Origin of the sequence: Enterobacter sp. C6 (assembly GCF_008122455.1) — a bacterium.
Classification (GTDB): Bacteria; Pseudomonadota; Gammaproteobacteria; order Enterobacterales; family Enterobacteriaceae; genus Enterobacter; species Enterobacter pseudoroggenkampii.
Map to the genome: position 1 here is coordinate 1 of NZ_QPFW01000226.1, position 13094 is coordinate 13094.

Annotated in this window: 15 protein-coding genes; 9 read left to right on the plus strand and 6 right to left on the minus strand. The window is 53.4% G+C overall.

Annotated elements, in window-relative coordinates; all coding sequences use genetic code 11:
- From DOU50_RS13430 to DOU50_RS13440, 3 genes are all read left to right on the plus strand, one after another.
- Positions 1-1195 (plus strand): (Fe-S)-binding protein (locus DOU50_RS13430; RefSeq protein ID WP_148769552.1); only part of this gene is annotated, 1195 nt, incomplete at its 5' end.
- A complete protein-coding gene (menI, locus tag DOU50_RS13435) occupies positions 1192-1602 on the plus strand; it encodes a 1,4-dihydroxy-2-naphthoyl-CoA hydrolase (protein ID WP_023311321.1) in 411 nt (136 codons plus the stop codon). The genes DOU50_RS13430 and menI, both read left to right, overlap by 4 nt.
- An 85-nt stretch (positions 1603-1687) precedes the next feature.
- Positions 1688-1882, plus strand: a complete 195-nt coding sequence (locus DOU50_RS13440) for a YdiH family protein (RefSeq protein WP_003857766.1) — start codon at positions 1688-1690, stop codon at positions 1880-1882.
- Positions 1883-1932: 50 nt separating this feature from the next.
- Here the strand turns inward: DOU50_RS13440 and DOU50_RS13445 are convergent, their stop codons facing one another.
- Positions 1933-2562 (minus strand): helix-turn-helix domain-containing protein, encoded by a 630-nt coding sequence (locus DOU50_RS13445; RefSeq protein WP_090417278.1) that lies wholly within the window; start codon positions 2560-2562, stop codon positions 1933-1935.
- Between the two features lie 69 nt (positions 2563-2631).
- Positions 2632-3291, minus strand: a complete 660-nt coding sequence (locus tag DOU50_RS13450) for a winged helix-turn-helix transcriptional regulator (RefSeq protein WP_148769553.1) — start codon at positions 3289-3291, stop codon at positions 2632-2634.
- Positions 3292-3709: 418 nt separating this feature from the next.
- Here DOU50_RS13450 and DOU50_RS13455 point away from each other — a divergent pair, with 418 nt between their 5' ends.
- The 6 genes from DOU50_RS13455 (at position 3710) to DOU50_RS13480 (ending at position 9746) form a co-directional block, all read left to right on the plus strand.
- Positions 3710-4240, plus strand: a complete 531-nt coding sequence (locus DOU50_RS13455; RefSeq protein WP_148769554.1) for a fimbrial protein — start codon at positions 3710-3712, stop codon at positions 4238-4240.
- 79 nt (positions 4241-4319) lie between these two features.
- Positions 4320-4997 (plus strand): molecular chaperone, encoded by a 678-nt coding sequence (locus tag DOU50_RS13460; RefSeq protein ID WP_148769555.1) that lies wholly within the window; start codon positions 4320-4322, stop codon positions 4995-4997.
- Between the two features lie 44 nt (positions 4998-5041).
- Positions 5042-7570, plus strand: a complete 2529-nt coding sequence (locus DOU50_RS13465) for a fimbria/pilus outer membrane usher protein (RefSeq protein ID WP_148769575.1) — start codon at positions 5042-5044, stop codon at positions 7568-7570.
- An 11-nt stretch (positions 7571-7581) separates the two neighbouring features.
- Positions 7582-8529, plus strand: a complete 948-nt coding sequence (locus tag DOU50_RS13470) for a fimbrial protein (protein WP_148769556.1) — start codon at positions 7582-7584, stop codon at positions 8527-8529.
- Between the two features lie 5 nt (positions 8530-8534).
- Positions 8535-9053 carry a fimbrial protein gene (locus DOU50_RS13475; protein ID WP_416202956.1) on the plus strand — a complete coding sequence of 173 codons (519 nt, stop codon included), beginning with the start codon at positions 8535-8537 and terminating at the stop codon, positions 9051-9053.
- A 51-nt stretch (positions 9054-9104) separates the two neighbouring features.
- Positions 9105-9746: a LuxR C-terminal-related transcriptional regulator gene (locus tag DOU50_RS13480; protein WP_024909401.1), complete on the plus strand. Its 642-nt coding sequence runs from the start codon at positions 9105-9107 to the stop codon at positions 9744-9746.
- A 66-nt stretch (positions 9747-9812) separates the two neighbouring features.
- Here the strand turns inward: DOU50_RS13480 and fdhF are convergent, their stop codons facing one another.
- From fdhF to ycgZ, 4 genes are all read right to left on the minus strand, one after another.
- Positions 9813-11963, minus strand: a complete 2151-nt coding sequence (gene fdhF, locus DOU50_RS13485) for a formate dehydrogenase subunit alpha (RefSeq protein ID WP_061715437.1) — start codon at positions 11961-11963, stop codon at positions 9813-9815.
- A 190-nt stretch (positions 11964-12153) separates the two neighbouring features.
- Positions 12154-12432 (minus strand): biofilm development regulator YmgB/AriR family protein, encoded by a 279-nt coding sequence (locus DOU50_RS13490; protein ID WP_023617825.1) that lies wholly within the window; start codon positions 12430-12432, stop codon positions 12154-12156.
- A 29-nt stretch (positions 12433-12461) separates the two neighbouring features.
- A complete protein-coding gene (locus DOU50_RS13495; protein WP_032650984.1) occupies positions 12462-12782 on the minus strand; it encodes a hypothetical protein in 321 nt (106 codons plus the stop codon).
- Positions 12783-12786: 4 nt separating this feature from the next.
- Positions 12787-13026 carry a regulatory protein YcgZ gene (ycgZ, locus tag DOU50_RS13500; RefSeq protein ID WP_024909397.1) on the minus strand — a complete coding sequence of 80 codons (240 nt, stop codon included), beginning with the start codon at positions 13024-13026 and terminating at the stop codon, positions 12787-12789.
- Between the last annotated feature and the right edge of the window lie 68 nt (positions 13027-13094).

A 13094-nucleotide genomic window follows, 5' to 3' on the forward strand; every position in this document is an offset into this window, starting at 1 on the left:
GGCCGACCGCGGGGTGGATCCGCTCAGGCTGGAGCAGGAGCTGCCGGAGAAACGGGCCAGCCTGCGCTCGCTGATTGAGCGCACCCGCAACAGCTGGCATGCCAACAAGGGCGAGTATGATTTCTCCCATGAGGTGAAAGAGGCGATGTCCGGCTGTCTGGCCTGTAAAGCCTGCTCCACCCAGTGCCCGATTAAAATCGACGTGCCGGAATTCCGCTCGCGCTTCCTGCAGCTTTATCACACCCGCTACCTCCGCCCGGTGCGCGACCATCTGGTGGCGACGGTGGAAAGCTACGCGCCGCTGATGGCGCGCGCGCCGAAGACCTTCAACTTCTTTATCAACCAGCCGCTGGTGCGCAAGCTCTCCGAAAAACACATCGGCATGGTCGATCTGCCGCTGCTGTCGGTACCGTCTCTGCAGCGCCAGCTCGTCGGGCATCGCTCGGCGAACATGACCCTTGAGCAGTTGGAGGCACTCACGCCTGAGCAAAAAACGAAGGTGGTGCTGGTGGTGCAGGATCCGTTTACCAGCTACTACGATGCGCAGGTTGTGGCCGATTTCGTCCGTCTGGCGGAGAAAGTGGGTTACCAGCCGGTTGTGCTGCCGTTCTCCCCGAATGGCAAGGCGCAGCACATTAAAGGTTTCCTGAACCGCTTTGCGAAGACCGCGCAGAAAACGTCTGACTTCCTGAATCGCGTGGCGCAACTCGGGATACCGATGGTCGGCGTCGATCCGGCGCTGGTGCTGTGCTATCGCGATGAATACAAGCAGACCCTGGGCGATAAGCGCGGCGATTTCAACGTGATGCTGGTGCACGAGTGGCTGCCGATGGCGCTGGAAGATAAGGCTGTTCAGGATGTCAGCGGTGAACCGTGGTATCTGTTCGGGCACTGCACGGAAGTGACCGCGCTGCCGGGTGCCCCCGCGCAGTGGGCGTCTGTCTTTGCCCGCTTTGGTGCGAAGCTGGAGAGCGTCAGCGTCGGCTGCTGCGGGATGGCCGGTACCTACGGACACGAAGTGAAAAACCACGCCAACTCGCTCGGCATCTATGAGCTGTCCTGGCATCAGGCGATGCAGCGTTTGCCGCGAAACCGCTGTCTGGCGACGGGTTACTCCTGCCGCAGCCAGGTAAAACGGGTAGAAGGCAACGGTGTACGTCACCCATTGCAGGCTTTACTGGAGATAATTGGATGATCTGGAAACGTGCCGTGACGCTGCAGGCGCTGAACGCCATGGGCGAGGGGAATATGGTGGGGCTGCTGGATATCCAGTTTATCCGCATTGGCGACGATGAGATTGAGGCCACCATGCCCGTCGATAGTCGCACCCACCAGCCGTTTGGTTTATTGCACGGCGGAGCGTCCGTCGTGCTGGCCGAAACGCTGGGCTCGGTGGCGGGGTATCTCTGCACCGAAGGGGAGCAGAAGGTTGTCGGACTTGAGGTGAATGCTAACCACATTCGCTCGGTGCGCAGCGGACGCGTGCGCGGTGTTTGCCGCGCGCTGCACGCCGGAAGCCGCCATCAGGTGTGGCAAATAGATATCCTCGATGAGCAGGATCGCCTGTGCTGCTCGTCGCGGCTGACCACGGCGGTTGTGTAAAGTTTTCAGATGTCTTGCCTTTGGTCAAAAACTAGCCAGTACGTTGTGGTATACTGGTCAGGTTTTGTACATAAGCGAGGACATCATGGATACTGAAATAACCCCAACACAGCTGGCAATTGAATATTTACGTCGCGATAAGAGCAACCTGTCTCCGGCGCAGTACCTGAAAAAGCTGAAACAGCTTGAGCTGGAATTTACAGATTTGCTGGCGCTCTCTTCAAATGAGCTGAAAGAAGAGATCTACTTTGCCTGGCGGTTGGGCGTTCACGTCCATTGAGTACATGAGAATCAAAGGGCCGCGAATGCGGCCTTTTTTGTGTCTGACATTCAGTATCGGGCGGGGAGTTTATTGATTTTGATGAGCCTGCCTTCTTCCATTTCGATGAATCCGCCGGTTTTTAAATCCGCCAGAATGCGCATCACGCCGCTGCGGGAGAGCTGGGTTTTCTCTCTGATATACCTTTCCGCCGTCACGCTGAGCCGATAACTCTCATCTTCCTCCATCAGCTTGACCAGCTGCTGGCGAATCATCTCATACGCCGTCGGCGCGCCCTGCGGCATCACGTTGTTATAAAGACGGCTATACACAAAGATGAGCTGCTTAGAAAGCAGTCCCCATAGCGCCTTCTCTTTGATAATTTCATTCACCCGCTCGGTGGTGAGCGTCCCTATCAGACAAGGGCTGACGGTCTTAATATAATCATTGAAATAGATGTCGGTCAGGTTGGCGAGGCCGAACACGGCCGGACTGCGAGCCGTAGACAGCATCATGTCATCGCTTCTTCTGTAGATGGCGATGGTTCCTTCGAGAATTAAATAGCACATGCCCTGACCGTTAATTTGCAGGTCCAGCCGCTCGCCGCGGGCGCTATGTCGTGTTGTGCAATCAGGCAACAGGTGTGAAATAAGCTCTTGCGCGTAGGGAGAACCCCGTTGAGACTTTTCTGGAAGGGACATGGCAGCCGACAACCTTAAAAATAACCTGGCTAATTATAGCGCTTCTCCCGGGTACAGGCACGCTGGCTATCAATATTTTCGCGGCAGATGATGAATGTCAAGCAGCACCCCACGTTCCATGGTGATGTACTTCCCGGTCCGCAGTTCTGCCAGAATACGCATAATTCCGCTACGTGAAAGATAGGTCCTGCTTTTGATGTACGCGGCGGCCGTCGTATTTTTCCGTATGGCATCGGGCTCCTGCATGAGTTCAACAAGCTGGAAGCGAATGATGTCGTAGGCAGACATTTGCGATATTTGCGCGCAGTGCTCATACACCCGTGAGGCCGTATAAATCAGCAGCTTTGAAAAGTGCTCCCATAAATCCTGCTGCGCAACAATCTGATTAAACGTCTCCAGCGACACGCGGGCGATTTCTGCCGTCTCCAGGGCCCTGACATAGAGATGCTCCGAAGAAAATTGACTGCTGACGCCAAGAATAAACGGCGCTGATTCAGAGTTTAAAACAATGCCGTCGCCGCGACGATGAAGCGCCACGCTTCCCTGGAGAAGTAAAAAACACTGGCGCACATCATCTTTATAATAATGTACGGTTTCTCCCCGACAGATGACCATTCTGTTCGCAGCATGTAGCACTGATTTAATCAGGGCATCTATATGGATAAACGGTTTTAAACCCAGAACGGTTGATTCGTGGTTATTCAATGGCGTGGTTAAACGCGTATTCATAAGATACCTCACATCGACTACGGGTCTGATCGTTTTTTAATCTGTCTGGAGAATTATCTTAAAAATGAAGGAGTCAGGGAATATTTCGGCAAGGTCCAAAAGTAGACCGTTGAGCATCTGATATCTAACCCCTTGAATGAAAACATAAAGACGGTCAAGTCTACTAATAGACCAGGAAATAAGACGTAAGCGTATCCTGAAAAGAAGTGTTGAAATTACGTTAAATCAGAGTCTACAGCTAGACCATCAAAAAGTTGTATTCACCAAAATGATTATATAAATTTTAATCAGTCAGTCAGAAAAATCTTATAGCGTTAATTATAAAGAAGATGAATCCACTGTGATTTATTTATCAACTTTCTGCTGCGTGAGTTTTAATAATAAATAAAGTTATCCCGTAAACAGGAAAATGAAGATTATGAAAAATAACATTATTTTAGCGATGGTTGCGACAGGTTCTGCCTTAATGATGAGCAATGCACTCGCTGCTGCAGGAACCGTTAATTTTAACGGTAACATCCTGGATTCTGCCTGCGATGTCGCGGTTGCTTCTCAAAATCAGGTGGTGGTATTAGGCGATTACAATAAAACAGAATTTCCGGCAACAGGCTCCCGCACTGCGGCAACGAAATTCGATATCGTCCTGAAGAACTGCCCGGTTACGGTCAACAGTGCCAAAGTCCGTTTTGACGGTACGCCCGATCTGACTAACGCCGATCTGCTTGCTATTGATACCTCCGTCGCCGGAGCGGCAACGGGTGTTGCTATTAATTTGATGACCGCTGATAAAGCGGATCTGCCGTTGCACGGCAGTAACAGCTATAGCTATGTGCTAAGCAGCACCGCCGATAATACGCTGAATTTCTACGCGCAGTATATTTCAACGGCGGCATCGGTGACGGCCGGTCCTGCAAACTCCGTGGCAAATTTCTCCGTTGTTTATAACTAGTCATTAAGCAGAACACGAGTCGGTTCCATGACGTTCTGCGTGGGGGCAGTTTCTGCCCCCGTGTTTCAAGAGGTGTAACATGCATTTTATTAGCAAGGCCCTGCTCATATCGGCCGCCCTGACAGCATCGTTTTCGAACGCTTATGCCGGGGTCATTATTGGCGGTACCCGCGTTATTTTTGATGGTGGGAAAAAAGAGGCATCAATCAGTATCAATAATGCTGATAGCGTGCCTTATTTAATCCAGTCCTGGGTTGACATGCCAGAGGGGAATGCTAATAAAGCACCTTTTATTGTAACGCCGCCTTTATATCGGCTGGATGGCGGGCAGCAAAACATTGAACGTATTTTACTCTCGGGTTCACTACCCCAGGATAAAGAAAGTCTTTTCTGGCTGAATATTAAAGCCATACCGTCTGCCTCAAAACAGGAAAACTCACTGCAAATTGCTGTCAAAACGCGCATCAAGCTTATTTATCGCCCATCAGGTCTGAAGGGATCAACGCCGGAAGAACAAGCGAATAAATTAACCTGGTCGCGTAGCGGGAATAAGCTCATGGTCACCAATCCAACGCAATATGTCATCAACTTTAATGAAATAAGCGTCGGTGATAAAAAACTGGATGAGGTCTCCTGGGTGGCACCGGGTGCAACGACGGTATTTAGCTTACCCGCAGGTGCCAATGGTAACCACATTTCATTCAAAGTCATTAATGATTACGGCAGCCCCGGAAGAATGTATCAGGCCAGCTTTTAATTCATCAAAAGCGGCGATCCTCATAGCAGGTCAGGTTAATGATGATGGCAACGAAAACTAAAAAAATGCAGCCTGCGCGTCTGGCGATCTGTATCGCCTTTGCGCTGGTAAATGCAATGCAGACTGTTTATGCCCGTGATTCGTTCAACGCCGAGCTGGTTGAACTGGACAACCCGGGCACGGGTAAAGCTGATTTATCTGCTTTTGAATCAGGTTCGCAGGCACCAGGGAAATACCACGTTGACATCATCCTTGACGACCAACTCATCGAGACCAGCGATATTGATTTTACCGCAGTAAAAAGTGGGGAAGAGGGCGATAGCCTTAAGCCTTGTCTGGGTATTGAACAGCTCAACAGATGGGGCGTCAAAACCGCGCTTTTTCCCGACTTAGCCAGTAAGGACGCGTCCTGTGTCAACCTTCAGGCTATTCCTCACGCCAGCACGGATTTTCAGTTTGCCGCGCAGCGACTGATCGTCAGCATTCCTCAGGCCGCCATTGATATGCCGGCACGCGGGTATGTCTCGCCAGCGCTATGGGATGAAGGGATCGCCGCCGCCATGTTGAATTACAGCCTGAGTGGCGCAAACAGCCGGGCAAAACAAAACGGCAGTAAAAACAGCAACAGTCAATATGCCAACCTGCGCCCGGGTCTCAACGTTGGACCGTGGCGACTGCGAAATTACACCACCTGGTCGCGGGATGAAACCGGTCAGGACAAATGGGATACCGTCTACACCTATGCGCAGCGGGCCATTATTCCGCTCAAAGCGCAGCTCACCCTGGGGGATAGCTCCGCGCCAGCCGACGTGTTCGACAGTATGCCGTTTCGAGGCGGACAGCTGGCTTCGGATGATGACATGCTCCCGGATTCGCTGAAAGGCTATGCACCCGTGGTGCGGGGGATCGCGCGCACCAATGCCCAGGTGGTGGTGCGGCAGAACGGCTATCAGATTTATCAGACCTACGTGGCGCCAGGCGCTTTTGAGATTACCGATATGTACCCCACGGGCGGCGCAGGGGATCTGGACGTCACCGTTAAAGAGGCTGATGGCAGTGAGCAACATTTCACCCTCCCGTACGCGTCATTACCGGTTTTACAGCGCGAAGGACGGCTCAAGTATTCAGTAACCGGAGGGCAATACCGTTCTTATAACGGCAGCGTCGATAAGACACCTTTCGGGCAAATCACCGGGATCTATGGTCTGCCGTATGGGCTAACGCTGTATGGCGGGCTGCAGGAGTCGAGTAAATATCAGTCGATCGCCACCGGGCTTGGAAAAAACATGGGTGATTTCGGCGCTATTTCTGCGGACATGACCCAGGCCTGGTCCACCCCGCAGGGTGGTGAGAAATCCAACGGCCAGTCCTGGCGTGCGCGATACAGCAAAAACATTGTGGGGACCGGAACCCATTTCTCGATTGCGGGTTACCGCTACTCGACCAGCGGTTACTACGGTATGCAGGAGATCCTTGATTCGTACGGTGACAGCTCCGCGCTTCAGGACCGACGCCGAAACCGGGCCGAACTTACGATGAGCCAGACGCTGGGCGGTAATCTTGGCTCGCTGACGCTGAGCGCGGCCCGTGAAGACTACTGGAATTCGGGTAAAACGATGGCGTCATACAGCCTGGGCTACAACAACTACTGGCACAACATCAGCTACGGACTCACCTGGACCTACAGTAAAAACGGCAGTGCGGGTTCATATGATAACAATAAACGGTACGACAAAGATCAGCTGCTGGCCTTTAACGTCAGTATCCCGCTGGAGAAGTTTTTGCCGCAGACCTGGGCTAACTATGGCGTGAGCGCCAGCAAGAATAACGGCACCACCCACAACATCGGCCTGAACGGCGTAGCACTGGAAAACCACGCCCTGAACTGGAACGTGCAGCAAGGCTTTGGGTCGGACGGCGTCGGCTACACGGGCAATCTGAACGGTGATTATAAGGGAACCTACGGCGAAGCGACGGCGGGCTACAGCTACGATAAAAACAGCGAGCGCCTTAACTACGGCCTGCAAGGGGGGATTCTTGCTCACAGAGAGGGGATCACGCTTTCGCAACCCCTGGGCGAGACCAATGTTTTGATTAGCGCGCCGGGCGCACACGGCGTCGATATCCGCAATCAGGCGGGCGTTAAAACGGATTACCGCGGATATACGGTGGTCAGCAATCTCTCCGTATACCGTAAAAATGACATCACCCTTGCCCCGGAAAGTCTGCCGGATGATGTTGAGCTGGATATTAATACCCGGACGGTGACGCCGACGCGTGGCGCGATCGTTTTGGCCGACTATAAGGCGAAGGTGGGGCGGCGGGTATTATTTAATTTACTGCATAACGGCCAGTTTGTTCCCTTTGGCGCGATGGCAAGCCTGAAGGGCGCCGACGGCAGCAGCGTTATTGTTGGCGATAAAGGCCAGGCTTATCTCACCGGCCTGGATACTCAGGGAACCGTCTTCGTCACGTGGGGAGCGGAAAGCGAACGGCAATGCCGCGCACCTTACGTGCTTTCCCCGCAGCCGTCGGCGGGGGGAATTACCGAAATTACCGTCAATTGTCTTTAGGGTTTTTTAACATGCGCTTAATTAACATCATATTCCTGCTGTGTATCGCAGCAGGCTGGAACAGTGCTCATGCAGGAACCTGCACGACGATTACGCCGCAGGAATCAACTTTGTCCATCGGCACCATTACGGTTCAACGTGACGTGGCAGTTGGAACCGTATTATTTTCGCGAAACGCGACAATAACCGGTTCCTATTTAACGGGGTGTGCCAATCCATTAATGCTGGGTTTTAGCATGCGGTATTTGAATGCGACACCGAGTGCTTACGGTAATCATGTTTATGACACGAATGTAAACGGTATAGGCGTGCGTTTTTCGTCGGGTAATTATTTTGAAAACCCGGCCAATACCTTTTCCTATAATGCGCAGGCAAGTTATGTCGAATGGTGGGGCGGTAAAATAGAACTTATCGTTACCGGACCGGTCTCGTCGGGATCGCTGACGCCGGGCGTGCTGGGGGTAGTGATGCTGCAGGGCAGTGACGGCGTTTACCGTGATGGCCTGACGACCAGCCTGCTGGGCGGAACCATTAATGTACTGGCCTGCAATATTACAACACCGCAACTGACATTTCCGATAGGCGATATTTCTGCCGCGCTTTTTGGCTCAACGATAGGCACCACACCGGCTGGCGCTCAAAATACGCAAAATCTCGGGCTTAACTGCGATGCGGGGGCTAACGTCAACGTATCACTCAGCGGCATTCAGAATCCTGACGTTGCAACACCCAGCGTGCTCGCGCTTACGGGGCAGGGTAATACCGGCACGGCGAAAGGGGTTGGCGTTCAGTTGCTCTATAACGGTACACCTCTCACCCTCAATGCGCGTTTGCCGCTGAAGCTTGCGGCAGGGGGGCAGGAAGCGTTCCCATTAACGGCGCGTTATTACCAGACGCAAACGACGGTAGAACCCGGCACCGCAAATGCGTCAGCAACCTTAAATTTGACCTACCAGTAAAGGGGATGACGATGAATATAATGCGCACGGCAGCGTTCATCGCGGCAGTAATAAGCGGCAATGTTATTGCAGCGGATAGCGTTAACGTCAGCGTCACCGGCAAGATTATTGCCTCTCCCTGCGTATTCAATGGGGGAAATAACAATCTGGATGTTAATCTCGGCAATATTCAGGCATCCAATATGGCCACGCCGGGGTCGACATCCGATCCTGTGTTTTTTAGCCTGCCGTTTACCCAGTGTCCGGCAGGCACGCGCAGCGTTACGGTCTCCTTTACCGGCAACCCCGATCCCGTCTCGGGGGCGAGTTACTACATGAACAGCGGTTCGGCCACGAACGTCGCGATTGCGATGAGCGAGGCCGCAACCGGTGCGTTAAAGGGCACAGGGACAAGCATTACGCAGACTATTGCGTCAGACAGAACCGCGACGATGGTCATGCAGGCATCAGTCAAATCTGTCACCGGCGGTGCGACGCCGGGGAGCATCAGTGCCGTCGTGGTCATGACGATGCAATACAACTGATCGGCACGCGCGTTGGTTGTCCTTATTGATATGCAGATGTTGGTAATTGATATGTTGAATATCCTGATTAAAGAACCGGATTCTTTTTTTAAAAATGGCCTGCAATATTTTCTTGTGGATTTCTTCCTGCATAATTTCAGGCATCACATTCATTTTGACACTGAGCTTACTTATGACAGCGTCAGTGCCGCGGATATTATTATTCTCGCTCTATGCCCCGGGGAAACGCTGACCTGTGTTCCTGAATTGAAAGCGCGAAAAAAAGGGATTGTGATTGGGCTGGTGGACGATGAGCGGCGTTTTTCCGCTTTTACATCCTGTTTTCAGGATATCATTTTTATCTCCCGCCGCGCCCCGCTTGGTCAGGTTAGCGAGATGCTCTTTATTGCATGGTACCGTACGCAACTGCCGGGATATCGCTGGCAGCATAACGGCTGTTTCGAGTGCCAGCATAAAATACTTTCGCCGCAGCAGATCCGCGTCACGGTGAATTTTTACAGAGGATTCTCGGTAGGGCAGATTGCTGATGTACTCAGGACGAGTGATAAAACGATATTCACGCATAAGTATTTGCTGATGCAAAAATTCGATCTGCGCAGTGATTATGAGCTTATGGCGCTCATTCACAGGATGGTCGAAAAAAATGCCTACCCGAACAAATTGCGTGACCATCTGATCGGTTTCGACGGATGAGCGGAAAAGACCGTGGGACTGTAGTCGTTTAGTTGCCGGGTGGCAGTGACGCCACCCGACATTTCTTCAGACATTCACCGCACTAATCAGCCGCGACTTCATGGACTGATACGCCGACGCTGCAAAATCCTCCGCCCAGCGCTGGTCCTCAATCGCCTCCAGCTGCACCGCGCAGTACTTCGTTTCCGGCGTTTTGGAGATGGGATCGAGATTATCCTGGGTCAGCTCGTTGCAGGCGCCAATCCACCACTGATAGGTCATATAAACCGCTCCCTTGTTGATACGCTCGCTGATGCTGGCGCGGGTAATCACTTTGCCGCGACGTGAACGTACCCAGACCAGTTGACCCTCCTTGATGCCCAGTTTTTCCGCATCGGCAGGGTGCATTTGCACCCGGCCCGGCTCGTCGGCCAGGCTCTGCAGCGCAGCGCAGTTCCCGGTCATCGAGCGGCAGGAGTAGTGTCCCACCTCGCGTACCGTACACAGCACCAGCGGGAAATCTTCATCCGGGGTTTCCGCCGGCGCGCGCCACGGTGCGGCAAAGAGCTGTCCTTTACCGGTTGGGGTATCGAACTGATTGTCTTTGTACAGGTAAGGCGTGCCCGGATGATCCAGCGTCGGGCACGGCCACTGCACGTGGCCCATCTCGCCCATTTTTTCATACGTCACGCCGAAGAAGAGCGGGCACAGCTCGCGCATCTCATCCCAGATCTGCTGGTTGGAGTCATAATGCATCGGGTAGCCCATCTCGGTGGCGAGCAGGCTGATGATCTCCCAGTCGCGCTTCACGTTGCCGCTGGCCTCGATGGCTTTGCCAAAACGCTGGAACCCGCGATCGGCACAGGTAAAGACGCCGCCGTGTTCACCCCAGGAGGTGGCAGGGAGCAGAACGTCCGCCACTTCTGCCGTTTTGGTCATAAAGATGTCCTGAACCACAACAAAGTCGAGCGCCTCAAAACCGCTGCGAACGAGACCGAGGTCGGCCTCGGTCTGAAGCGGATCTTCCCCCATGATGTAGTAGGCCTTGACCTTGCCTTCCAGCGCCAGATGAGGCACCTCGGTAATGCGCGTCCCGACGCGATCGTCCATTTTATTGACGTCAATCCCCCAGGCGTCGGCGAACTTCTGCCTGACCGCCGGATCGGTCACATCCTGATAGCCGGGGAACATATTCGGCAGCACGCCCATGTCGCAGGCACCCTGGACGTTATTTTGACCGCGTACCGGCCCGACGCCGACGGCAGGGCGACCGAGATTACCGGTCAGCAGCGCCAGGCTGGAAAGCCCTCTGACCACATCCACTGCCTGACCAAACTGGGTCACGCCCATACCCCACATCACGGTGGCGGAAGGGGCTGCCGCGAAGGTGCGCATCGCCTGGCGAACGTCGCGGGCGGGAATGCCGGTAAGATGCTCGACCTTCTCCGGCGCATAGTCTTTCACCGTCTGGCGGTAGGCCTCAAGCCCCTCCGTAAAGCGCGCCACGTAGCTTTTGTCGTACAACTCCTCTTCCAGCAGCACGTAGCCGAAGGCGTTCACCAGCGCCATGTTGCTGCCGTTTTTCAGCTGCAGATGTTGGTCGGCGATGCGCGCCGTTTCGATGCGCCGCGGATCGCAGACGATAATTTTCGCGCCGTTTTCACGCGCTTTCAGCACGCGCCGGGCGACGATAGGGTGGGAGTCCGCGCAGTTATAGCCAAACACCAGCAGACATTTTGAGTTTTCAATATCGTTGATAGAGTTGCTCATGGCGCCGTTGCCGAGCGTTTCCTGTAAACCGGCCACGGAAGGGCCATGACAGACGCGTGCGCAGCAGTCCACGTTGTTGGTGTTCAGCACCGCGCGGGCAAATTTTTGCATCACATAGTTTGTTTCATTGCCGGTTCCGCGGGAGGAGCCGGTGGTCATGATCGACCGCGGCCCGTGCTGCGCTTTAATGCTGCTGAGCCTGTGGGCGGTGTAGCGGATTGCCTCTTCCCAGGTAACGGGGGTGAAAGCCTCGCCTTTGTGGTAGCGGATCATCGGCTGAGTGAGGCGCGGGGTGAGCAGACGGGTATCGTTAAGGAAGTCCCAGCCGTAAAAGCCTTTCAGACACAGGGTGCCCTGGTTTGTGACGCCCTCTGCCGCTTCGGCACGGATGATACGGTTATTTTCAACGACAAGGTTTAATTTACAGCCTGCACCGCAGTAGGGGCAGACGCTGGCGATCTTTTTCATCAATAACAGACCTGTTAAGAAATGAAGCAAAGTTGACTGGAAAACCCAGTCCCGTAAACGGTGTTAAGCAGGAACCGTGCCAGGTTGGCTTTGCTGGTTTTACAGGGTGTTAAGCGGGAAAGACGCGTGTCATCGTCAGGCCGATCGTCAGTTTTGACGATGACACGTTAGGGGCGTAGCGAGCAGGAGCTTAGAGATCGTCCATCGTGTAACCCACCACGATTTCCAGCGTCTTACGAATCACATCCGCCTGAACCACATCGTTAGTGGCTTCCAGCGTCTGAATGAGCCAGAGGATGATCGCTTTATTGGACAGATGACCTTCGGAGGCCAGAACACAGCGTACTGCAGTAGAAAAAACAGCGGACTCTTCAGCAAAACGATCGCCTGCGTGACGGAAATATTCCGACAGCGCACTGTCTAAAAAAGCAGAATGGTATTCGGGTTGAAGCTGAATATTTTGTCTCATTTGTTCTCACCGTAGCTGTTAAATTGCAGTCAATGTATTTTTTTGGGGTCGGACGGTTTTCCACTTCCAAATAACGGCACTACATTGTCTCGGTTATCGTTGAGAGGTCCCTCTCTGTTCGTTCGTCCTTGCGCGGTTCTGCGACGTGTAAAGGCGATGCTGTTTGAGCCGATATCGGCAATCACCACCGCAAGTGTCTCCCGCCGCCGGGGATCCTTTTCATGCTCTTTCATAACCCGCAGACGCTGCAGCAATCCTTCGGTTGTCACTGGCCCCCGCTCTTTCAGAAGAGAAAGAACGGCTTCACCGATAAGCGTGTCGATCAGTCGGTCTGCGTCACTGCTATTCATCACGTTACCGTTCGAAGAGCAGACCAAGCAGCATGTGGTAATGCTCTTCCTCTTCCGGGCCATCGGCCTTTTCGAGGCGGCTGAGCAGTTTGGTACAGAGCGATTTGCGATTTAGGTTTCGCCCGTCGCTGAGAATTTCTACAACCACCTGGCCCAGCGTCTCCTGTTGGGTAGGGAGCGCGGCTTTTTCGAAGTACTGTGCGATTGCTGCTGCGGAATCTGTGGCGTAACCTTTCTGCTGCATGTTTCGCTCCTGTAAAATTTTGTAATCACTAACGTTACAATTAAGGTATACACAATTCCTAAATCTGT